The 22,802-nt window shown below is 70.0% G+C and carries 17 protein-coding genes; 7 read left to right on the forward strand and 10 right to left on the reverse strand.

The window, feature by feature from the left end:
- Window positions 1–12: 12 nt before the first annotated feature.
- From NE236_RS01410 to NE236_RS01430, 5 genes are all read right to left on the reverse strand, one after another.
- Entirely contained in the window at window positions 13–1,326 is a 1,314-nt protein-coding gene (locus NE236_RS01410; RefSeq protein ID WP_252839907.1) for an ABC transporter substrate-binding protein, read from the reverse strand.
- Between the two features lie 165 nt (window positions 1,327–1,491).
- Window positions 1,492–2,445 (reverse strand): catechol 2,3-dioxygenase, encoded by a 954-nt coding sequence (locus NE236_RS01415; RefSeq protein WP_252839908.1) that lies wholly within the window; start codon window positions 2,443–2,445, stop codon window positions 1,492–1,494.
- Window positions 2,429–3,517: a 4-oxalomesaconate tautomerase gene (locus NE236_RS01420; protein WP_252839909.1), complete on the reverse strand. Its 1,089-nt coding sequence runs from the start codon at window positions 3,515–3,517 to the stop codon at window positions 2,429–2,431. Before NE236_RS01420 ends, NE236_RS01415 begins: the two co-directional genes overlap by 17 nt.
- Entirely contained in the window at window positions 3,514–4,197 is a 684-nt protein-coding gene (locus NE236_RS01425; RefSeq protein ID WP_252839910.1) for a 4-carboxy-4-hydroxy-2-oxoadipate aldolase/oxaloacetate decarboxylase, read from the reverse strand. Before NE236_RS01425 ends, NE236_RS01420 begins: the two co-directional genes overlap by 4 nt.
- A complete protein-coding gene (locus tag NE236_RS01430) occupies window positions 4,194–4,943 on the reverse strand; it encodes a PIG-L deacetylase family protein (protein WP_252839911.1) in 750 nt (249 codons plus the stop codon). Before NE236_RS01430 ends, NE236_RS01425 begins: the two co-directional genes overlap by 4 nt.
- 230 nt (window positions 4,944–5,173) lie before the next feature.
- Here NE236_RS01430 and NE236_RS01435 point away from each other — a divergent pair, with 230 nt between their 5' ends.
- The 3 genes from NE236_RS01435 (at window position 5,174) to NE236_RS01445 (ending at window position 9,646) form a co-directional block, all read left to right on the forward strand.
- Window positions 5,174–6,526, forward strand: coding sequence for an MFS transporter (locus NE236_RS01435; protein WP_252839912.1), 1,353 nt, complete (start codon window positions 5,174–5,176; stop codon window positions 6,524–6,526).
- A gap of 275 nt (window positions 6,527–6,801) precedes the next feature.
- A complete protein-coding gene (locus NE236_RS01440; RefSeq protein ID WP_252839913.1) occupies window positions 6,802–7,461 on the forward strand; it encodes a GntR family transcriptional regulator in 660 nt (219 codons plus the stop codon).
- Window positions 7,462–7,543: 82 nt separating this feature from the next.
- Window positions 7,544–9,646, forward strand: a complete 2,103-nt coding sequence (locus NE236_RS01445; protein WP_252839914.1) for an ATP-binding protein — start codon at window positions 7,544–7,546, stop codon at window positions 9,644–9,646.
- A gap of 267 nt (window positions 9,647–9,913) precedes the next feature.
- On the opposite strand, the gene NE236_RS44250 is transcribed toward NE236_RS01445, so the two are convergent.
- Together NE236_RS44250 and NE236_RS01455 are read right to left on the reverse strand one after the other, a co-directional pair.
- Window positions 9,914–11,200 (reverse strand): HEXXH motif domain-containing protein, encoded by a 1,287-nt coding sequence (locus NE236_RS44250; RefSeq protein WP_252839915.1) that lies wholly within the window; start codon window positions 11,198–11,200, stop codon window positions 9,914–9,916.
- Window positions 11,197–12,417 (reverse strand): FxsB family cyclophane-forming radical SAM/SPASM peptide maturase, encoded by a 1,221-nt coding sequence (locus tag NE236_RS01455; protein ID WP_252839916.1) that lies wholly within the window; start codon window positions 12,415–12,417, stop codon window positions 11,197–11,199. The genes NE236_RS44250 and NE236_RS01455 overlap by 4 nt, the downstream gene beginning before the upstream one ends.
- Window positions 12,418–12,577: 160 nt before the next feature.
- On the opposite strand from NE236_RS01455, the gene fxsA reads away from it, so the two are divergent.
- From fxsA to NE236_RS01475, 4 genes are all read left to right on the forward strand, one after another.
- Complete coding sequence (fxsA, locus tag NE236_RS01460) at window positions 12,578–12,790, forward strand: FxSxx-COOH cyclophane-containing RiPP peptide (protein WP_252839917.1); 213 nt, start codon at window positions 12,578–12,580, stop codon at window positions 12,788–12,790.
- A gap of 45 nt (window positions 12,791–12,835) precedes the next feature.
- A complete protein-coding gene (gene fxsT, locus NE236_RS01465) occupies window positions 12,836–16,528 on the forward strand; it encodes an FxSxx-COOH system tetratricopeptide repeat protein (protein WP_252839918.1) in 3,693 nt (1,230 codons plus the stop codon).
- A 15-nt stretch (window positions 16,529–16,543) separates the two neighbouring features.
- Window positions 16,544–17,533 carry a hypothetical protein gene (locus tag NE236_RS01470; RefSeq protein ID WP_252839919.1) on the forward strand — a complete coding sequence of 330 codons (990 nt, stop codon included), beginning with the start codon at window positions 16,544–16,546 and terminating at the stop codon, window positions 17,531–17,533.
- 142 nt (window positions 17,534–17,675) lie between these two features.
- A complete protein-coding gene (locus NE236_RS01475; RefSeq protein WP_252839920.1) occupies window positions 17,676–18,806 on the forward strand; it encodes a cation:proton antiporter in 1,131 nt (376 codons plus the stop codon).
- Here the strand turns inward: NE236_RS01475 and NE236_RS01480 are convergent.
- The 3 genes from NE236_RS01480 to NE236_RS01490 are packed head-to-tail and all read right to left on the reverse strand — an operon-like array spanning window position 18,769 to window position 22,687.
- Complete coding sequence (locus NE236_RS01480) at window positions 18,769–20,991, reverse strand: ATP-binding protein (protein WP_252839921.1); 2,223 nt, start codon at window positions 20,989–20,991, stop codon at window positions 18,769–18,771. The two genes, NE236_RS01475 and NE236_RS01480, sit on opposite strands and share 38 nt — an antisense overlap.
- The gene (locus tag NE236_RS01485; RefSeq protein ID WP_252839922.1) at window positions 20,988–21,890 is read right to left on the reverse strand and encodes an ATP-binding protein; all 903 of its coding nucleotides are present in this window, start codon (window positions 21,888–21,890) and stop codon (window positions 20,988–20,990) included. The genes NE236_RS01480 and NE236_RS01485 overlap by 4 nt, the downstream gene beginning before the upstream one ends.
- Entirely contained in the window at window positions 21,887–22,687 is an 801-nt protein-coding gene (locus tag NE236_RS01490; protein WP_252839923.1) for a hypothetical protein, read from the reverse strand. Before NE236_RS01490 ends, NE236_RS01485 begins: the two co-directional genes overlap by 4 nt.
- Window positions 22,688–22,802 lie beyond the last annotated feature (115 nt).

Here is a 22,802-nt window from a genome sequence, read left to right on the forward strand (position 1 = left end):
GTGGTGGCACGCCTACATCTGCTGCTGGGCCTTGGCCAGCCTGGCCTGGACGGACTGCGTCGTCACCGGGCGGCCGGCCGCGGCGTCGGCGAGCAGGTCCTTCACCGCGCCGCCGACGAGCTCTTCGAACTGCGACTCCTTGGGCACCTGCGGGAGCGGAGCGGCGCTGGTCGCGATGACGTTGCGCAGGACGGTCAGCTCGGGCGTGGAGAAGGCCGGGTCCTGCGACGCGGTCTTGACCGGCGGGATCGATCCGTACTCGCCGTTGAGCTTCTTCTGCTCGGCGTCGCTCGTCATGAACTTCACGAACTTGAGCGCGCCGTCGAGGTTGCCGGAGTTCTTGAAGACGGCCATGTTGATGCCCGCGACCATCGAGTCGATGTTCTGGCCCGGTCCGGGCGTGCCGGACTGGACGGGCACCGGCGCCACGGCGTACTGGTCGGGCTTCATGCCGTGTTTTTGGAGGTTGGGCCCGGCGGCCTGCCACAGCAGCATGGCGGCCTTGCCACTCGCGAAGTCCCCGATCGACTCGTTCTGGGCGTACTCGGCGTTGCCCGGCGCGGCGATCTTGTCGCGTGCGATGAAGTCGACGTACTGCTTGACGCCTTCGACGGCACCCGGCGAGGTGAACGTCGGCTGGCCCGACGCGTCGAAGAAGTCGGCGCCGTGCTGCTTGGCGAAGACGAACGCGTGGTGGATGTTCTCCGAGACGTTGCCGCCCTCGACGGCCAGTCCGTACTTGCCGCCGCCGGTCAGCCGCCTGCCGTCCTGGACCAGCTCGTCCCAGGTCGCCGGTGGCTTGGAGATGCCCGCGTCCGCGAACAGCTTCTTGTTGTAGTACAGGCCGTACGCCAGTGAGTACAGCGGGACCGCGGTCGGCGCCTTCCCCGGCGCTCCGGTCGAGGCGAGGGCCGACTCCTGGAAGCGGTCCTTACCGCCGATCTTCGCGAACGTGGCGTCGTCGAAGGGCAGCAGCGCCCCTGTCGTCTGAAGCGAGGCCGACCACGTGTTGCCGATGTTCAGGACGTCGGGGCCCTGGCCGGAGGAGGTGGCCCCGAGGATGCGGTTGAGTAGATCGCTCCAGGGGACGACCTCGAGCTTCACCTTGATCCCGGACTGCCGTTCGAACTCCTGCAGCTCGGGGGTGAGCTTGGCCTTGTCGTCCTCCAGGCTGGCGCCCTGGTTGCTCGCCCAGTAGGTGAGGGTCTTGGGATGGCTGTTGCCACCGGAATCGCCGGTCGACGTCCCGCCCCCGCAGCCGGGAAGCACGGCGAGGAGGGTCGCGCCGACGACGGCGCCGAAGGCGGTACGGGCACGCACGCTCATAGTGCCACTTCCTCACATGAGGCTAATTTTAAGTCATGATTTAAGAGCTGAGAGAAGCATGTCAAGGCCGCGGCGATCGAGCTCTGATCACGAATACGCATACGGGCGGCCATCCGGTCACCTGGCCGGACGGCCGCCCTGGCTGAGCAGGGGAATCCGCGATACCTACGGCATTTCGACCGGAGGGGTGCCGTGGGTGTGGAAGGACTCGATGGTCTTCAGCCCCCAGGCCTGGCCCTTGGCGCGTTCGGCCTCGGTCCAGGTGATGGTCCGCCAGTCGGGGGCCAGCACGAGGCGGGCGCAGGGGTTGCACAGCTCGATGCGGTTGCCCCCCGGCTCGTAGACGTAGAGGAAGAACGTCTGCTGGATGGCGTGCTTGTGCGGCCCCGTCTCGATGAACACCCCCTTGTCCAGGAAGATGTCGGCGGAGCGGAGGATGTCCTCGCGGGTGTCGGTGGCGAACGCGATGTGGTGCAGCCGCCCGTGGCTGCCCGTCCGGTCGCGGGTGTACACCAGGTCGTAGGACTTGTTGGTGAAGGTCAGCCAGCGGCCGGCGATCGTCCCGGTGTCCAGCAGGATCTGCTCGGTGGGATGCCCGCCCAGCACGTCCTTGACGAAGTCGGTGCTGCCCTCCACCTCGGCGGCCAGGAAGTTGACGTGGTCCAGGCGGCGGACGCAGACGCCGCGCGCCGGGTACGCCTGGGCCTGGTTCTTCAGCGACGGCGCGAGCTCTGGGGGAGCGTCGTACCACTCGCTCTCCCAGTAGATCTCCATCTCGTGCCCGTCGGGGTCGCGGAACACGTACGTGGGGCCGAGACCGGGGTCGCCGTCCCGCCAGCCGATGCCGTACCCGGCCTCCTCGATCGCCTTCACCCGCCGGTCGAGGGCCTCCTGGCCGGAGGCGCGCAGCCCGGTACGGCGGATGCCGGACGTGGTGTGCGCGGTGAGCTTGAGGGTGTGGTGCTCGTAGTCGTCCCACGTGCGCAGGTAGACGGAGTCGCCTTCGGCGCCGTTCTCGGTGAGGCCCATGACCTCGGTGAAGAACCACAGGCTCTTCTCGGGTTCGGGCGTCAGGAGCTCGACGTGGGCGACGTGGGCGATCTCATGCAGGGGTGCCATGGGTGCCTCCAGGGCGGGGGAAGACGGTGCCGTCGAAGAGCTTGCGGGCCGTACGCACGATGCTCGACCTGCGGACCGTGGGATGGGCGGCCGTGTCGTCGAGTTCGACCATGACGTCGAGGCGGCCGGTGGGGTGCTCGATGCTCATGGGGGAGCCGGGCGCCGGGAGTTCGGCGAGGTCGTGCCCCACGGCCCCGTCCATGAGCAGCGCGGTCGCCACGGTCACGGCTCCGAGGACGCCGATCGAGGCGTGGACGCGCAGGGGGATGAAGGTGCGCGTCGCGATCATTCCGCCCTCGCGCGGCGGAGCGACGAGCGTGGTCTTGGGAACGGAGGCGCCGGTGACGTCTCCGAGGCCCATGAGCGTGCCGGCCTGGAGCCGGAGCGACTGGATCCGGTCGCGAATCCGGTCGTCGGCGGCGAGCTCGGCCGGCGTCTCGTGGCCGGTGATGCCGAGTGCGGTCGCGGCGGCGACCACGACCGGCATCCCGTTGTCGACGCACGTGACCTCGACACCGTCGATCACATCGCGGACCCGGCCGGTGGGCAGCAGCGCCCCGCAGGACGATCCCTCGGTGCCGGCGAAGTCCAGCACGACCGGGGCGGCGGTGCCGGGCACGCCGGAGATCGCGGTGTCTCCGGCGTACTCCACGTTCCCGGACGGGGTGGGGAACGTGGCCGTCGCGATGCTGCCGGAGTTCACCATCCTGACGCGGACGCCGGTTTCGGGGTCGCCGGCCGTGACCAGGCCGCGCTCGACCGCGAAGGGCCCGACGCCCGCGAGGAGGTTGCCGCAGTTCTGCCGGTCGGAGACGGTGGGCTCGTCCACGCCGAGCTGGAGGAACAGGTAGTCGACGTCGGCCCCGGAGCCGCTCGAACGAGAGACGACGGCGACCTTGCTGGTGAGGGGGTGGGCGCCGCCGAGCCCGTCGATCTGGCGCGGGTCGGGGGTGCCCATGACGCGCAGGAGCAGGTCGTCGCGTTCGGCCGGATCGGACGGCAGGTCCTCAGCGAGGAAGTAGGCGCCCTTGGACGTGCCGCCGCGCATCAGCATGCAGCGCAACCCGGTCATGACCACGTTACGTACTCGATGCCCATCGCGGGGAGCCGGTCGCGCAGCCCGTAGCGGTCGAGCCCCAGCTCGCCCCGGCGGAAGGCGGCGCGGGTCGCCGCCTCCTTGGCGGCGCGCGCCTCGGCGGCCTCCAGGACCGCGGGCACGTCCTCGCGCGGGACGCACACGACACCGTCGTCGTCGGCCAGGATCGCGTCGCCCGGGTGGATCGGCTGCCCGGCGATGCTCACCGGGACGTTCACCGCACCCGGGGTCGCCTTCACCGTTCCCTGGGCGCTGACGGCCGCCGACCACACCGGGAAGCCCATCGCGTGGAGTTCGGCGACGTCGCGTACGCCGGCGTTGATGACGAGACCGCGCACGCCGCGGTGTTGCAGCGCGGTCGCGAACAGCTCGCCGAACATCCCGTCCGTGGACGGCGACGTCGTCGTGACGACCAGGACGTCGCCCGGACGGCACTGCTCGACCGCGATGTGGATCATCAGGTTGTCGCCGGGCCACGACAGCACCGTCACGGCGGTGCCGCCGATGCGGGAGCCGAGGTGGACCGGGCGGATGCCCGGACCGAGGTACCCCGTCCGGCCCATCGCCTCGTGGACGGTCGCGACCCCGTGGGCCGCCAGGGCGTCGACCGTCTCGGCGTCGGCGCGCGGCGGGTCGGTGACGACCACCGTCCTCATACGAGAATCCCCGTCGTCTGCGGGTACAGCCGGACGTACGCCTCGGCCATCGTGTCGTGCGCCAGGCCCAGGTTCGGGCCGGCGTTGCGCTTGAGCTGCACGCCCCGGCGCTTGGCCAGATCGAGGTAGTAATCCCACATGTGCTGCTGCGCGGGCAGGCACTCCATCGCCGTGCGCTTGCGTTCGAACACCGGCGTGATGTCCAGGAGTACGTCCGGCTTGAAATCGCACTGTTCGGGCTGGTGCGGTTCGAAGAAGAACACCGGCGGGGCCGCGAGCGGCTCACCCGGCGCGTCGTAGCCGATCGCCTGCGCCAGGACGCGCGCCTGCAGGGCCATCCGGGCGGCGGCGGGGTGGTCGCCGTTGTACGGGTCGGTGAGGGTGTGCGTCAGGACGACGGCGGGCTTGAACGCGCGGTGGACGCGGACGAGCCGGTCCACCAGCTCGGGGGTCTCCTGCAGCGGATAGTCGCCGGCGTCCAGGAACTCGATCTCGGCGCCCAGCACGGCGGCGGCAGCCTCGGCCTCCGCCCGGCGGATCTCCTTGATCTCCTTGAGGTTCCTGCCCTCGCGCCAGGCGCGGGCGGACTCGCCGCGTTCGCCGAAGCTCAGGCACACCACCTTGGCGCGATCCCCGCGCTCGGCGGCCAGCGCGATCGCACCGCCGGCGCGCCAGACGAAGTCGCCGGCGTGCGCGCTCACCACCAGCAGGGGGCTGGCCGCGCTGGACCTGGTCTCAGTACCCATCGGAACCTTTCTCGGCGTTGATGCTGCGTAACGGTGCGGCGGCGCGACCGCTCGCCGCACCCATGCTGAGCCTCGCGCAGATGGATTGTCAACAATCTTGGTGTAGGTCTTGTAGTAGAGAAGTGCCGCAATTACTCTCAGCGCACCAGGCGTGCGGACCTGCTCCTGGGCGGGACGACATCGACGCCGCGCCGCACCGGACCCGCCTCCGGCCGAAAGCGAGAGACGACATGCCCACGAAACGACCAGACCCCTCAACCGCCACCCGGTCCGGCAACCCGGCCGTCGTCGTCGTGCTCCTGTGCTGGGTGTTCGTCCTGCTCGACGGCACCGACCTCTTCGTCTACGGTGCGGTCCTGCCGCGGATCCTGAAGAGTCACGCCCTCGGCATCACGGCCGGCCAAGCGGGCGACATCGGCAGCTACACCACGTTCGGCATGCTCGTCGGCGCCCTGTGCGCGGGAACGGTCAGTGACTGGATCGGCCGCAAGAAGTCGGTCATCGCGAACGTGACGTTGTTCTCGCTGGCCTCCGTGGCGACCGCGGCCGCCCCGTCCGCCGCCGTCTTCGGAGGCGCGCGGCTGATCGCGGGCCTGGGGCTCGGCGGCCTGCTGCCCACCGCCATCGCGTACGTCATGGACTACGCCACGCCCAGCAGGCGGAACCTGATGGTGGGCGTGCTGATGACCGCCCACCAGACGGGCGGCATCGTCGCCGCCACACTCGGCCTGTGGGTCGTCCCGTCGCTGGGGTGGCGATCGGTGTTCTGGCTGGGTGCCGTGCCGGCGATCGTCGTCGTACCACTGGCGGTCAGACTCCTGCCGGAGTCGGTGAGCTTCCTGGTCGCCAAGGGCCGCCGGGGAGAGGCCGAGGCGCTGGCCGGGCGGTACGGTCTCGCCCTCGACGCACCGGCCGCCGGCACGACGGCGACCAGGCCCGACACCTGGCAGAACCTCCGGGCCCTGTTCGTCCGATCGCAGTGGCCGACCACGCTCAGCTTCTGGGCCGCCTCGTTCGCCGGCCTCCTGCTGGTCTACGGGGTGAGCACCTGGCTTCCCACGATGATGCGCGCCAGCGGGTACGAGCTGGGCTCGGCCGTCAGCTTCCTTCTCGTCATCAACCTCGGCGGAATCGTGGGCCTGCTGACCGCCGGCCGCCTGTCGGACCGGGTCGGCCCCCTGCGCGTGACCATCGTCTGGTTCGCTCTCACCGCCGTCGGCACCGGCCTGTTCGCCGTGCACATGCCGCTCGCCCTCACCTACCTCGTCGTGTTCCTCACGGGCGCGCTGCTGTTCAGCGCCCAGACGATGGTGTACGCGAGCGTCGGCAGCCACCACGCGCCCGACAGCCGCGCCACCGCCGTCGGGTGGGTCGCCGGTATGGGCCGGTTCGGCGCGGTCTTCGGGCCCTGGCTCGGTGGCAGGCTCGTCGCGGCCGACGCCTCGACGTGGGGCTTCGTCGCCTTCTCGATCGCCGGTGTGGTCGGCGCGGTCATGATGGCGGCCGCGTACGTGAGCATCCGGCACCGGCCCGCGCCGATGCCGAGCGCCGCCGTCGACGGAGCGGTGCGGGGCCAGGCCTGACGGCTCTCTCCGGCTCACGTCCTGACGATCCGCGACCGTCGGCCGCGTGCGGGATCCGCACGCGGCCGACGTCGTCCAGGCCGGGATCGCCGGACTCCGCAGGCCCCGTCCGCTCGCGGTCCGTACGATCGGCCGGCCATGACGAGGCGCCACAGGACCCGGCCCCGGCGTCCTCGGCCAGGCACGGCGGCATAGAATCGATCAGCGGATCGTCAACGATCCTTACGACAAGGTGACGGGGCGCGTCGCGTGTACGAGCCCGCGAGCGAGGGATCATGCCAGCGCAGGAACAGACCGCGACCGGCCCGGAGGCCGCCGCACAACAGGACGTCGCCGCCGCGATCCGCGAGGCGATCGTCCGGGGCGACTTCGCGCCCAACCAGCGTCTCGTCGAAGCGGACCTGTCCCGGCAGTTCGGGGCCAGCCGCAGCGGCGTGCGCACGGCACTGTTCGAGCTGGCCAACGAGGGGCTCGTCGAGCGCGTCCAGCACCGCGGGGCCCGCGTCCGCGCGGTGACGCTCGAGGAGGCGATCGAGATCTCCGAGGTCCGTATGGTGGTCGAGGGGCTCTGTGCGGCCAAGGCCGCCGAGCGGGCCACCGATGAGGAGCTCTCCGAGCTGCGGTCCATCGGCGACGCCATGCGCACCGCGGTCGCCGACGGGCACGTTATGAAGTACTCCGAGCTGAACCAGCTGCTGCACCGGCGGATCATCGAGATCAGCGGCCAGGCGACGGCCGCCGGCGTCGTGGAGCGGCTGCGGGCGCAGAACGTCCGGCACCAGTTCCGGCTCGCTCTGCTCCCCGGCCGGCCGAACGTCTCGCTGGCCGAGCACCTGGCGATCATCGACGAGATCGGCGCGCACGCCCCCGACGCCGCCGAGCGCGCCGCGCGCCGGCATCTGGCCAGCGTCATCGAGGCGCTCAAGACGGCCTGAACCCGCGAACGCCCCGGCCGGCGGTTTCCGGCCGGTGACCTGCGGGAACCGCTGCCGGGAGCAGCGGGCTATCCTCTGCAGGATGGGTGCCCTGCCGGTCGCGGGAACACGTTTCGTCGGGCGCGGGGATGAGCTGTCCGCCGTCAGAGCCGCCCTGCGCCGAGGGAGACTGCTCACCTTGACCGGCGGTCCCGGGGTGGGCAAGACCCGCCTGGCGCTGCGGATGGCGGCAGGGGCAGGGCGCTCGTTCCCGGACGGCATGTGGTTCATCGAACTGGCCCCGCTTCGGGACGGGGAACTGGTCCCCGGCGCGGTCGCCGAGGCCCTGGGCGTGGGCGAGACGACCCTCGGGACGCAGGCCTCCCCGTCGCGCAGCCTGGTCGACGCCCTGGTCGATCATCTGTCCGACGGCAGGACTCTTCTGGTCCTCGACAACTGTGAGCACGTGCTGGACGCCACGGCGCGGCTCGTTCACACGCTGTTGGGCCGGTGCGGGCGGCTGCGGATCCTGGCCACCAGCCGGCAGACCCTGCGTGTCGGCGGAGAGCAGGTGCTGACCGTGGCACCGCTGCCCGTTCCGGACCCGGACGACATCCCATCGGCGGGTTCCGTGGTCCGGTTCGACGCGGTCCGTCTCTTCGCCGATCGCGCCGCGTGTGCCTCTCGACGGTTCCACGTGACCGACGACAACCACCTCGCGGTCGCCCGGCTGTGCCATCGCCTGGAGGGCAACCCGTTGGCGATCGAGCTGGCCGCCGTGCACGTACGCGCGATGCCGGTGGAACTGATCCTCGAGCGGCTGGACGGTTACCTCGCCCTGCTCACCGAAGGCAGTCGCGCCGGCGCCCCCTCCCTGCCGAGTCCGCGCCCGGCCATCGACTGGAGCCACCGGCTGTGCACCCCGCCGCAGCAGACGCTGTGGCGACGGTTGGCCGTCTTCCAGTGCGGGTTCGACCTCGAGGACGCCGAGGCGGTCTGCTCGGGTCGCGGAATCGACCGGCACGAGGTCGGCCCGCTTCTCGCCGATCTCGTGGGGATGTCGATCGTCGTCAGGGAGCCGCAGCCGCATGCCTTCCTGCGCTACCGGCTACCGGAGATGATCCGTGAGTTCGGCATCGAGGCGCTGTCGCGGTCGTCCGACGAAGGCTGGTTGCGCGGCCGCCACGGTGAGCACTATCGGCGGTTGATCGAACTCGTCGACGCGGACTCCATGAACCGGCATCAGGCCGTGTGGCTCGCGTGGCTGCGCCTGGAGCGCGCCAACCTGCGAGCCGCCGCCGACCACTACCTGACCGATACCGGCGAGGCCACGCAGGGGCTGCAGATCGTCACCGTCCTGGCCCGCTACCACCTCGCCATCGGATTGATCAGCAAGGGGCGTTACCAGCTGAGCCGGGCCCTTGACCAGAGTCCCGAGCCCGGCCCGACGCGGGCGAAGGCCCTGTGGATCGCCGGATGGCTGAACCTCCTGCAGGGGCGCACCACCGAGGGCCTCGACCTCCTGCGGCAGTGCCGCGTCCTCGCCCAGGCGATCGGCGACGCGTCGGCGCTCCGGCGCGTGGTGCAGTTCACCGGTCTGGCGGAGATCTTCCAGGGCCGGTACGACCGCGCGGGCACGCTCCTCCGTCAGGCGCTGGCGGAGCATCACGCCGCGGGCGATGACGACGGCGAGTGGCTCGCCCTGTTCCAGCTGGCGCTCGTCAGCAGCAACCTTGGAGATCACGAACAGGCCATCGCCTACGGCGAACGATCACTGGCGATCTGCCGGGCGCGAGACGCAGCCTGGGCGGAGGCTCACGCGCTGTTGGTGACCGGGCTCGCCACCCTGTGGTGCGGCGAGACCGAACGAGCGGGCCCGCTCCTTCGCGAAGCGCTCCGCGGCATGCACGCCCTGGGTGACCGCTGGGGCATGACCCGGTGCCTGGAGGCGCTCGCCTGGGCCCTCGCGCCCCGTCGGCCCGCGGACGCCACCCGGCTTCTCGGGGCAGCCTACCGGCTGTGGCGATCGATCGGGTCACCGCCAGAGCAGTGGCGGATGCTGGCGGACTCCTGTGAGCACTGGCGGACGTACCTCGAACACGTCCTCGGGCCCGACCGTTTCGCCGAGGATTTCCGCGGCGGCCACGATCTCCTGCTCGATGAGGTGGTCGGCCAGGCCCTCGGCGAGCCCGCCCACGCGCGGTGATCGCGGGGGGAAGCATTACGGGCGGGGTGCCGGGAGCACCCCGCCCGTAAAAAGGGGGAAGGGGCAAGCTTGTTTGCGAGACGCTAGGGGGCCCATCGGGCCGCGTCAACGAGTTGCTGCCGACATTGTCGAACACGAAGAGCCCGTCATCGCTCCCCGGGAATCCTCCGGAGCGCCGGTCGACCAGGCGGTCGAACGCCGGGCCCATCGCCCCTCCTCGTCCGGACCGCACGGGGAGACACCGACCGGGGTGGCTCCTACGGGGATTCACGAACCGTTTGCCCGCAGCCACCTCTCGCGATGACGCGCCGCCTGCCGGCGAGCCCGTGCCAGAGCCGGCCGGGGGACCTTCTCCTCCCGCCACCGGTCGAGGGTGGCGCGCATCTCGGAGACGAACAGCCGCCCCGCCTCGGTCAGGCGGCCGCTGCGCAGCAGCGCCTCCGCGGCCTCGTAGGCGGCCTGACGCCATCGCGCGAACTCCGTGTGCGCGTGGAACGCCAGGACGGGGTCGGTCTCGCGCGACCGCTGGCGCCGCCAGTATCCGGCGACGCCCAGGTGGGCGTACGCACCGTGGAGCAGCCCGACGAGGGGGCGGGGATCGTCCCGCCACGGCGCGTAGAACCGGTCCCGCCCGGGGCCGTCCACCAGCGGGAACAGGTCCATGAGCGCGTTGAGCTTGGCGTGCTGCACCTCATGGGCGAAGGTGACCGGGATCAGGCGGTCGTCCGGGGGGAGGGACATTGCCACACAGCCGAACGCCTCGCGGGACGTGGCGCTCGCCAGCGATCCGGCCGGAGAGTCCAGGGGGACCAGGGCGACGATCGTCTCCCTCACCTCCGCGACGACGCCGGGATGGTCGCGGTCGAGACTCCGCCAGCCCCGTCCTATCCGCGCTCGCCACTCCTCCACCGCCGCCTCCGTCAGACGCCTGTGCCGGGTCGTACGGGACGAGAAGTGGTAGCCGTCCATGTCGTCCAGAACGAATCTGACACCGCGCCCCGAGATGACGCTGAGCCCGCGCCAGCCGGGCGCCGCGCGGTGCGGGTCGGCGGGCACCTCGACGGCGTCGCGGCCGTGAACGATCTCCGCGCCGTCCGGATGCACGCGGACGGAGGCGGGCCCCGGAAGCGATGCCGCGCCCAGCGACGGCAGCTCGACGCCCGTACCGGGGATCTCGATGCGGGCCGGTACGCGGCCACGGATCGCGGCTGCGGCGGCGATCGTGGCGAGACGCTCGGGATGGACCACGTCGGCCGGGCGGCGCCGGAGACCCAGCACCGTGCGCAACGCCCAGGCGCCCACGGCGGGATAGGCGAGTACGTCCGACACCGCTTCCGGCGCGGCGTGCTGGATGGCTCCGAGAGCCTCGTAGGCCGCGCAGACGGCACGGGCCTGCGGATGGCCGGTGGTCTCGGACAGGCCGACGAGCGTCCTGATCAGGGCGACGTGCTTGCTCCGTTCGGCACGGGCGAGTCGTCGTACCGCGGTGAGGTCGGCGTTCCCGCCGGCGAGGTTCCGGAAGGACACCTCCGGCATGTCGTGCGGGTCGGTCACGCCGGCTCGCCGGATGAGGTGAGATGGGTGACGAGCCGGGCACGGACATGGGAGATGAGCCGGTACAGGTCGGGGCAGTAGACGGAGGGGTTGGCGAAACCCTCACCGGCGCGGTAGCGGTGCGGGTAGAGCCCGCCCCCGCACTGGTCCCGCAGGTCGCAGGAGCGGCAGGTCGGCGACAGGGCGTCGACGCCGATCTGCCGGGCGGCGATCCCGGGTGTGAGCAGCGCCGAGTCGAAGGGATCACGCGCGACGCATAAGCCGGTGGCCGCCGCTCCTTCGTACGCGGAGGCGAGCATGTCGGACTGTTCGATGGCCCCGTCCGTCTCCACCACGACGAAGCCGACCGCGCCGGTGCCGAGACCCTCGACGCGCGATCGGCCGTCGACCAGCGTTCTGAGGATCTCCTCGAACAGGCGGATCCTGGTCCGGTGACCGAGTCCTTCGCTCCACCGGTCGAAGATCGCGATGAGCCAGTCGGCGTAGGGCGTCTCGGCGGAGTCGGCGTCCCGTCGTGGTGGCGGAGCCGACCAGTTCCCGTGGGGGAGCAGGAAGTCGATGACCGGTGGATCGAACTCCAGCAGCGCCTCGTAGGTGCGCTCTGGTGGATTGCGGAGGTCAACGGTGCACAGGAGACCGCCGAACAACCGCCGGTAGGGCTCACGGGACAGGAGGCGCACCCCCCGGACGACGTCGGCGTGGCTGCCCCGTCCGCCGGGGCGGCGCCGGTTCCGGTCGTGCGCGGTGCGGTCGCCGTCGACGCTGACGCTGACCTCGACGTCCAGTGCGTCGAAGAGACGCAGGAAGTCCCGGTCGAGCCGGAGCCCGTTGGTCTGAACGGCGAAGTGCGAACGGACCGCCGTCCCGAGGGCGGCGCGGATCCGCCCGACGACGTACTGGATGAGTTCGCCGCCGGCGAGCAACGGCTCACCGCCGTGGAGAACGATGTCGACGGCGGTCAGCCCGTGTGACGCCACGTGCTCGGCGATCCGGTCGGTGACGTGGTCGACGGTCTCACGCGACATGACCCGGGGCCGCGAACGCCACCGCCCGTCGGCCATCGTGTAGACGTAGCAGTAGCGACACGCGAGATCACACCGACTATGCAGCTTTATCACGAACTGCCGGAAAGGGGACGGTTTCCAGCCGTTCTTGATCAGTGTGTCGATGTTCAATGAGGCGGGCCATTCCGAGTCCCGCGCGGGGTATCGACTCATGGACTCGTCGTTCTTCCGACGCTATGGCTGTGACGACTGTATATAGCAGATCATGGCGCTTGCGAACTTTCAAGTCTCCTGCTCGCTCCTGTCCGCTGTCGTGCAGGCCGAGGCATTATCATGGGTTAGGAGGGGATGAGGGAACGGATGGTGATGAACCATGGATGACTCCGATCCGGTCTTTCGGTCAGGCCTCATCGATATTTCCGGAATAGACCTCGACCGGCTGCGCGATCTTCCCGATTCGATGTTCAGTGCCACGTTGCGCCGGATCCTTGAGGAAAGCGAGGACGGAGACGGGCTCTTTGTGGGTTTTCAAAACATCCACGGCGGCCGTTTGTGGCACATGCCGTCGGATACGGGTGACGTGTGATACAAGAGGGGGCATGGCCGTCGGTCGCGCCTCGGTGGAGTGCTCATGAACACTGTCGAACGCGAGATGACGCCCGGCGTAATCGTCAGCTTCCTCGCCTCGGCCAGCGGGGTCGGGCGGACCGGCGCGATCGCCAACGTCGCCTGGATTCTGGCCGCCGCCGGGAAACGCGTGCTCATCGTTGACTGGGGCACGGAAGAGGCGGATACGGATCAGTACCTCGCCCCGTTCCACAGTGACTGGATCGCTCTCTCGCGAGAGGTCACCACCGGGCTTTCCCGTCTAATGGTCAACGAGGCCAGGCCGGAGCGGCGACGGCAGTTGGCTCAGTTGATACCCGCCCAGGTTCGCCGTTACCTTCTGCCCGGCGCCGACGGCCGGATCGAGTCGATCTCCGGTGCCCCGGGAAAGGGCTCCACGCTACCGCCGGATGACGACCTCATCGCCAAACTTCGAAACCTCCTTCGCGCCAGTGGCTACGATTATGTGCTCATTGACGCTCCAACCGATATGTCGGAGTCCGTCGTCCGTGGAGCGGCGCGTTTCTCCGATGTGGTGGTGATGTGCTTCACGATTCGCCGGCAGGCGGTGGAGACGGCCGCCAGGCACACACGGCGGCTGCGGGAGCAGTCCATCCTCCCGCTTCGCGTCATGGCGATGCCCACCCAGGTCGACGACAGCGACCCCGAACGCATCGCCGAGAGCAGAGGCCTGCTGCGCGACGAGTTCGAGCAGGTCCTCGCCGACTTCGACGCGGACGTGGTCGAGATCCCCTACTTCCCGCTCGACGCCTACGATCGCCGGCTCGCGGCGCTGATGGACGTGCCGGAGACACCGGGCTCGCCCTGCGCGGCCTATCACCACCTGGCCAGGGCGGTGACGGGCGGTGAGGTCGGCGCGCCGCCCGCGGTGACCGCGGAGGTGCGCACCCGCTATCGCCGCGCGCTCGGCCTGCCGGTCGGCGGCGACAAGGACACGATCTCCATCGCGTACGCTCCGCCCGACCGGCCGTGGGCCGACTGGATCGCCGCGCAGTTCCGGCTCGCCGGCATGAACGTCGAGCGTTTCACCGGAGCGGACCCGGCACGCGGTCCACTGATCGTGGTGCTGTCGTCCCGGTCCGCCGAACCGGCCGGCCCGGTCGGCGGCGAGGTCGTGAACGTCCGCGTCGGCGGCCCGCGCGCCACCACCGACGCGGTCGACCTGCGAGACCAGACGGACGAGTCGACGGCCCGCGCGTTACTTCTCAGCCACTTTCACCTGATCCCCGATCCCCGGCGGTCCGCACCGGCCACGCCCGCGTACCCGGGAGGCCGTGAGCCGGCCCGGCTCGCCTACCGCCTTCCGGCGCGCAGTCTCGCCTTCGTCGGCCGCGATGACGAACTCGAAGCACTGCGCGACCGCCTGCGCCGCGGCGACGGAACTCCGTGGGTGCTCAGCGGGGCGGCCGGCGTCGGCAAGAGTGAGATCGTCCGCGAATACGCGCACCGCTTCTCCCACGACTACAGCGTGATCTGGTGGATCTCGGCACAGGGCCGCGAGCGCGTGCGGCACGGGCTGCGCGCCTTGGCGGAGCGTCTGCCCGTGCAGGAGAGCGGAGACCCGATCCAGGCCGCGCTCACGGCGCTTCGCACGGTCCCGGAGCTCGGACGATGGCTGTTGGTCTATGACAACGCCGACGATCCGGAGGACCTCGACGGCCTGCTTCCCCGGGGCGGCACCGGCGACGTGCTGATCACCACTCGCCGCGACGTACGCAACTCCACTCCGGTCTCGGCGCTCGCGGCGGACGAGGGCGTCGCGCTGCTCGGGGCGCAGGTGCGCGGCATCCTCCCGGAGGAGGCGCGGAGCGTCGCCGCCGCCGTGGAGCATCTTCCCCTCTCACTACGGCTGGCGGCCGCATGGCTGCGCGAGACCGTGGGCCGGCTGAGGGCCTGTGGCTTCTCCGCCGGGGAGGCGACCGCGTGGGCGGTCGCGGAGTTCCACGCCCAGCTGGACCGGCCGGCCGTGCCGGCCGGCGACGACCACCCGCCGTCCGCCAGGGTCTGCCTGGAGCTGTCGCTGCGTGCGTTAGGCGAGGAAGAGCTCGGCGCCCTGACCGTACGACTGATCCAGCTGTGCGCGTTCCTCTCGCCGGAGGAGGTCGGGCTGACCCTCCTCTGCTCTTCGGCGATGCTCGACGAGCTGTCGGCCGCGGAGGGGGGAGAGGCGCTCCGCGAGGACCGGAAGGTCGCGCACCAGGTGATCTGGCTGGCCGTGCGGTACGGCCTCGCCGAGGTCGACTGGGCGCGTCGGCCCGCCCTGCGCACGCATCGACTGCTGCACTCCCTGGTCCGTGCCGGGCTCGATGCCCGGGAGGTCGCCGAACGCCGGGAACAGGTGCTCCGGGCGCTGGCCGCGTACGCGCCCAACGACGCGGACGGCGGGATCGACGATCACATCGACGCCTATCGCGAACTGCAGCAACACGTCGTGGCCTCCGGTGCGCTGCGGAGCGATGATCGAGGCGTCCGGCGCTGGATCATCGCCCAGCTCGGCTACCTGGCGGTGACCGGCGATGCCGAGACCATCTCCGCCGCACTGGAGATGGCCGAGACGGCACGCGCCCGCTGGGAGCGGACGTGCGATCCGGACGACCCGCTGCTGGCGCGGCTCCTGTCCCGCATCGCCGACCTGCGCCGGGATCTCGGCGACAACGCCGGAGCGCTCGTCCTCGACGACGCCGCGCTGGAGCACCAGCGTACGAACCTCGGCGTGACCCATCCGCGCACCCTGATCAGTGGCCGTGGCCGCGGCGGCACGCTGCGGGGGATGGGACGGTTCGCCGAGGCGCTGGCCGAAGACCAGACGACGTGGACGGGCTTCCGGAAGACGTTCGGCGACGAACACCCCGAGACGCTGATGGCGGCGCACGACCTCGCCGTCTCCACCTACCTCATGGGCGACCATCGCAAGGCCTTGTTGCTCGGGCAGGACACGTACCGGCGCCGAGCGCGCCTCCTGGGCCCGGGTGATCACCGCACGTTGGGCGAGGCGCCCAACCTCGGCGCCTACCTGCGCGCCATGGGGCGTCTCGACGATTCCGACGGGCTCCTGAGGGAGGCCCTGACACGCGCCAAGGAGCTCAGCCCGCATCGGCCCCGGCTGGAGCTCCGCATCGCCAAGGAGCTGGCGATCACCATGCGGTGCAACGACGAGGTGGAGAGCGCGTACGAGCGCAGCCACGAGGCGTACCTCCGTTACGACGAGCTCTTCGGCGACGGCCACCCTCAGACGCTGGCCTGCGGGCTCAGCCTGGCGATCGCTTACCACGCGATCGGGGAGACGTCCGCGGCGGTCGAGCTGGGCACCCGGTGCGCGGAGGCCTACGACCGTGTCATGGGCGAAGACCATCCGTTCCGCCACGTGTGCCGGCTGGACCTCGGCCTCTTCCTCCTGGGCGCCGGCGACCTCGACGGATCGCTGGAGTACACCGCCTCGGCCCACACCGGCCTGACGGCCGAGCTCGGTGAGCAGCACCCGTGGGCGGTGGCCGCCGCCATCGGGCATGCCTGCAGCCTGGCCCCCACCGACCCCGAGCGTGCCATGGAGCTCGAGGAGACCGTGCTGGCCGACACGGGCGACTTCCTGGGCCCGGACCATCCGTACGCCCAGATCCTCGTACGGAATCTGCGGATCGGCCGTACCGGTGCGCGCGGCGACCGCGGATACGCCGCCATCGATGTGCCGTCGACGTGACAAGGAGTGCTCAGGATGCGACCCGAAGGCGCCGATCCGTCGGACCCGGCCGGGAGCGGCCTGGTCCGCACCGTCGCGCCCTACGCCGGCCCGGCGTTCGAGGAGAGGATGGCCCTGTGCGAGGACGTCATGGTCACGAGCCCGGACCTGTGCCACCTCTCCTACTACAGCGCGGGCGTGTTCCACTACGGCTTCGACCGGCCTCCGGGAGTGGCGGTGGCGCGCGACGTGCGGATGAGCGATTACCTCAACGCCGGGCGCCGGCTGACCTTCGCGGTGGACGGGCTCGACGAGCGGCTGGAGGCGGTCGCCACCGGCCGCCTCATCCGTACGGTGCTGCATGCGGAGGAGGCGGTGATCTACTGTCACTCGGTCGTCCCGCACGAGCACCTGGTCGCGGTGGCCCGTGAGCGGAGCGGGCCCGAGTCGGTGTTGCCCGAGCTGCCACGAGTGCGTGCCGCCGACCGCACGGTCTCCGAGCTGGCCACCGCCCTGCGGGCGCATGTCAGTCTCTCCACCCAGAATCCCGGCGGCTGGCTCACCGAGGGGCCTCCCGACAGGCCGCGCGTGGCGGCGCCCTCCCGGCGCGGGGACCGGACGCTGCGGGGAGAGACCGACGACGCCCAGGTCGAATTGCTCTCGCGGGTCGTCGATCCCTCGATCCTTCACTATCTCGCCTACCACCACGGCGCGAAGGAGTTCGCCGTCGACTACTTCGACCACGCGACGACGGCCCGTTTCTTCGGCCACATCACCTCTCAGGAGCGCCGCCGGTTCTATCTGAAGTGGGGGAGGCGGTTCCCGCAGCTGGCGGCCGAGCTCGCGCAGGTGATGCGGACGGTCGCGGGCGGTCGGTTGCTCCGCGTGGTGCTGGACGTGGAGCAGGGGGCGATCTACTACGTCCGACTGAGCGCTGGGCGGCACCTCATCGGCGTGACTCTCGATCAGTCCAAGGTCGTCGCGGCCGATGACCGGGTGGGCCGCCTCGCGGTGGACCTGGCCTAATTTAGTTGTTAAGTGTCATTTGACGGATAGCGACAACCTTCCGCGGAGTAGCTTTCTCTTCCGTCTTCTGCCGGGCGCACCGCTGTGAAAGAATGCGCTTCGGTTGCCCGCATACGGGGAGCGGGTGAACGAGAGGCGACTCATGCGCTCTTTCGCGGGTACGGTCGCGAAGCGGCTCGGTGTCATCGTGGCCGTGGCCCTGCTGGGTTGGCTGTTCGCCCACTCCGTGTCTTTAGGTGACCTCGTGCACTCGCGTGGTTATCTGTATGTGGCGACCACATTACTCGCAATCGGATTGTACAGCAGCACCTATGGCATCGACCGTGACGAGATCAAGGCGGACGCGCGTACCGTTCTGCTCGCCGTCACGTTCGGTGTATTGGTCAAGGCGACCCTGATCGCGGTGGTCATGTACGCCGTATTCCGGCGACCGGAATACCTGGTGCTCGGCGTGGCGGTCGCCCAGATCGACCCGCTTTCCGTCGCGGCGATGCAGAAGCGGTCCCGAATGTCGCCACGGGCCAAGGCCGTGCTGCTCGCCTGGGCCTCCTTCGACGATCCCGTGACCATGCTCCTCACCATCTACATATCCGCGTTCACCCTGTCGATCCTCGGCGCTCACGGCCGGAGCGGCCCGATCGCCGACGGCACGCTCTCGGCGTTCGTCACCGACCTCGCCGCGAATCTGCTGTTCGCCGGAGTCGCGTCGGTCATCTGGTGGCTCGCCGGCCGTTGGATGAACGGCCGGGTGAAGCAGGGGGTCCAGATGGCCGTGCTGCTGATGCTGGCGGCGTTCGCGGTGTGGCAGTTCCTCATGTTGGGGCTGGCCATCGTGGGCCTGTTCTTCCGGCCGAGGATGGGCCGGCATCTGGGCATCGTCACGCAGGCGGCGTTCGTGTGCGCGGTCTTCGCGTTGGGGATGCTCCTGCCCGGAATCGATATCGTCCCCGGGCTGGTCCTCGCGGCGGGGGCATTCGGCGCCCAGGCGCTCGTCGCCCTGCTGCTCGCGCGCCGGCACACGGCGAACGATCGTGGCTATCTGGCCTTCGGTCAGCAGAACGGCATCACGGCCATCATCCTGGCGCTGCTGCTCCAGCCCGCGTTCCCGCGCACGATCGGCATCGTGGCTCCCGCCATCATCCTGGTCAACATGCTGCACATCGCCTGCAACGCCTATTGGGACGCGCGAGTGACCGCCGCGTCGCATCGCGAGACGGAGTCGGCGGACCGGCTTTCTACGCCGTCTCGAAAGACTCAAGCATCGCCTTCTTGACGCGGATGCCCAGCCGTTCGAAGGCCTTTCTCACCTCGCGGTTTCCGGAGCGGCCAGGGCCGAGACCCGGGGCCGGTGCCGCAGGGCGCGCCGTGTCGTCGAGCTGAAACGTCGGCACTTGCTCATAGAGCGCATCGTAGGTGTCACAAAGCGCCGCCAGCCGGTTCAATTCCGCCCTGTCCGGGTGTACGGATCGAAGTGCCTGATACCAGCCCGCCACCTGCCCCTGGAACACGGTCACCAGATGCCGCATCAGCGTCGCCACGCCGATCGGCTGGTAGCCCCTTCGGAGGCGTTGCAGCAGCACGCGTCGCGCGACACGGCCATCGTCCCGGTCCGCGGTGAACGCTCTCGCGATGAGACCTTCGATGTCATCGAACTCCTCCAGGCCGGCCTGCGCCTCGTCGAAGAGTCTGCGCACCTGCGGTGGCATCTCCAGCCCCGCCACGGGGACCGTCTGGGCGATCCCCTCGATCTCCTGACGGAGCACGCGCAACTGCTGTTCGTACGACGAGCGCATCGCGTCCAGCGAATCGGCGAACTGCTCGAGATGGTCCTGGGTGTGGGACTGCATCTGGTACATCCGGTCCATCCGCTCACGGACCAGCGCGAACGCGTCTCCGCCGAGACGCGACTCGAGCCGCCCGACGGCGCCGATCAGGGCGGCGTCGAAGTCCTCGGCGAACCGATTCGGCTGGTACACCAGGGGTTCTTCCTCCATCGGCACCGCGAGGTCGGGAGCGAGGCCGTTGACGATCAGCAGGATCCGGCTTCCGGGGCAGGCTTCCTGGACGGCGCGGAGCCGGTGCTCGAGCCGGTCGCGTCCGGCCGGTTCCAGCACCGAGTCGGTCAGTAACAGGGCGATGCCGGTGTCGTCCCCCCCGACGGGCACCCAGTAGTCGACACGCGGCATCGACGGGTCTCCGTACACGTGATCACGCATGAAGGGCCACCCCCGCGTGTTCAGCAGCCGCCGGACCTCCGCCCTCATGTCATCGACCGTCAACGACTCGAAATTCTCCCGGACGGCCTCACGCACCATCGGCTCGGTCACCGCGCTCACCCCGGCCGCCCGCTCGTACAGCGTGCCGCACAGCTGCACCACCTGACGCGGGTTGCCGCCGGTCAGATGGGTCAGGTAGGAGATCGTCTCCGGGGTGAACGGCGCGATCGTGCGTTCGCCCAGGACCTCACGCAACGACTCCTCGATGAACCGGCGGACGTCCGTCGAGCTGAGTGCGGACATGCGCACCGGCGGGCCGATCCGATCGAGCGTGTCACCGCCGAGCGGCTTGAGGAAGTCGCGAACCCCGGACAGCACAAGGAACGCTCCGGCATCGCGGGACACCTCGAGCAGTTTCTTGAACGCCTGAGCCGTCGACGTCTCGGGGCGGCTGTCCGCCGAAAGGATCTTCTCTAACTCGTCGAACATCAGGATGAAGCGGTGGTCCTGCCCGCCGTACAGCAGAGCGAAGACCCCGATCGACTCCAGCGCGGCGGCGTCCGTGGCGATGGCGGTCGTGACGCCTCGCTCGACGAGGAGCTGGTGGGGTGGACTGCCGCCCAGCCATTCCCAGGCCGCGCTCTCGAATCCCGGCCGTAGGAGGAGCGACAGGGCGGTGCCGTAGGCGTCGTTCTTGGTGACGGCGCGCAGCCTCGCCTGGAGGTTGCGCAGGAGGAGGTCGGAGCTCAGCCCGAGGCGGGCCGCGATGGTCTGGGGATCCAGCGAACCGTCGCGGAACCCTTCCTGGACGTCGACCCTCAGGTCCAGCCCGTCCAGTGAGCGCGCGACGATCTCGGCGTAGTAGTCACGGACCCGGGCGCTGACGTCCTCGCTCTTCATTCTGCCGATGAAACGCTCGAGGTAGAGCGCCAGAAAAGTGTCCGCGGGAGAGTCGACGTACCGCCAGTTGATGTCGCGGAGCCCGCTGAGGTCGGCCCGGCGCAGCAGGTGGTGGAGCAGGTGGGTCTTGCCCGTGCCGAACTCGCCGACGACCGCCAGCACGTTGCCGTTGGACGTGGTCCGGTGCGCGAGGTAGTCGTCCAGGCGCCGGTCGGCCTCACGGATCGCCGGCGTCTCGACCGTGACGAGCGCCGAATCGGGGTCGCGGATACTCGCGACCGCGCTGCTCGGAAAGGGATTGCGCTGGGCCCATGGTGACGGATGGTCGTTGCTGGCGCTCATGATTGCACCTGGCTGGCGATGTAGTCGGCGATCTTATTGTAATTCACGGCCCCTATCGACGAGGCGGGCTTCTCGCCGATCTCCTTATAGACACCGTACAGATATCGCTGCAGCTGTCCGATGGTTAGTGAGTTGTTCTTTTCGCGCCGCCGCCTCAGCAGTCGTTCGGCGGCCTCGAGCCGCAGGGGCGGCACGCATGCGGCACCGTCGTCGCCCGCCCGTTTCATGCTGAAGCGTCGGCCGTCTCCCGGCTGGAGCGAGCCGACGGACAGGTGGGCCACGCGTGTCTCCGGCGGTGGTTGGAGCGAGCCCGCCGCGGCGGCGACCACGGGGTCGGAGCTCTCGACGAAGAAGACGAGACGTTGGTGGACCACTTCGGCGTAGCGCCTCACCTCCTGGAGGAGCTCGGAGACGGGAAGCAGGATCAGCAGCAGGCGCTGTGGCCCCAGGGCATCGCCGACCCCGAGGTAGCCGCGCCACAGGTCGTCGTAACATTCTTCAAGGCTTTTAAGCACCTCCTGGGAGAACGTCCTGTTCTGGTCTCGCAGCAGCATTTCGTACACCGCACGCATGCGCTTTTCGATCACGAAGTTCCTGGGGACCCTCCGGCTCAGATCGACGATATGCGGTGACATCTCCGCGGCCGTGGACTCGGTGTGCAGCCAGTGCGCGCATCGGTTGATCAGGGAGGTCTTCCCGCAGCCGGGGGGCCCGGTGACGAGCACCAGGCCACCGGCGTTCCGCAGGGCGGCCGTATCGTGGAAGACGCGCTGGAACTCCTTGAACGCGGTTTCGCAGCTGTCGACGTCGACGTAGTAGTCGATGTGGGCCGGGTTCTTCCAGGGGGTCAGTGGCGCGTTGTGGGAGTCGGCCGCACCGGGGATCTCGAACGGGTTCACGACGTGCCTCCCGGCCTGCGCATGGTGCGGTGCCGCTGCAGCGGGTGCTCCAGCGCCTCGGCGACCCGCTCGACGTTGTTCTCCAGATCACTCACCCGTTGCCGCATCCGTGTGACATGCCGGTCCAGGTCGGGGCCCGGCTCGCCCAAGAGGTCCCCGGTCACCTTCCGGAGTTCGTCGCGCAGGTGCCGGACCAGGGTCCAGCCGGGCCGTACGGACTGACACTTCCGCAGCTCGGCGTCGAGGTCGTCACGGCGTTCGGTCACGTCGCGCCCGGCGGGCCGGCCACGGCCGCCCGGCTCGACCCACGCGTCGAGGTACGCCCGGCCGGCGCGACCGTACTCGTGAGCGGCCGACCGCAGATTCTCCGCGCGTTGCCGGGACTCCGTGCGCCTGGACTGGACGATCCCGCCCGCCAGCGTCAGCAGGCCCCCGACGACCAGGGAAACGATGTTGGCCGCGATCGAGATCAGAGGATTCGCGGAGTCCGTGGCGTGCCCGCCCGCGGGAGACCGCACGAGAGCCGTGCAGGCCTGGTCGAAGTCCTCGCGGTGACCTTCGCGCCAGCGTTCGGGGGTCACCTCCTGACCCTTCACGCGTAACAGGCCGGGGGCGCTCGCCGGAGCGGCTAAGCCGAGAGTGACGGCGGCATTGGCCAACTCCGGACGCTCGGCGGGCGACAGGCAGAAGACGCGCCAGGCGTCCTGCTCGGCCGGGCTCGCGGAGGAGCAGCCGGACAGTCCCGCCACTGAGCCGCCCAGCAGCAGGAAGAACACCGTCCAGGTCGACTGCCGCATGGTTCAGGCCTCCCGCTTCTCAGCCGGGAATCGCCAGGACCGGACGCTCAGTTACACGCGCGACACGCGGGACCGCGCCGGCGTGGCGTGCGGAGGGATCGCGTCACCGCACATG

The sequence above is a fragment of the Actinoallomurus purpureus genome, assembly GCF_024055795.1.
In the GTDB taxonomy this organism is placed as follows: domain Bacteria; phylum Actinomycetota; class Actinomycetes; order Streptosporangiales; family Streptosporangiaceae; genus Actinoallomurus; species Actinoallomurus purpureus.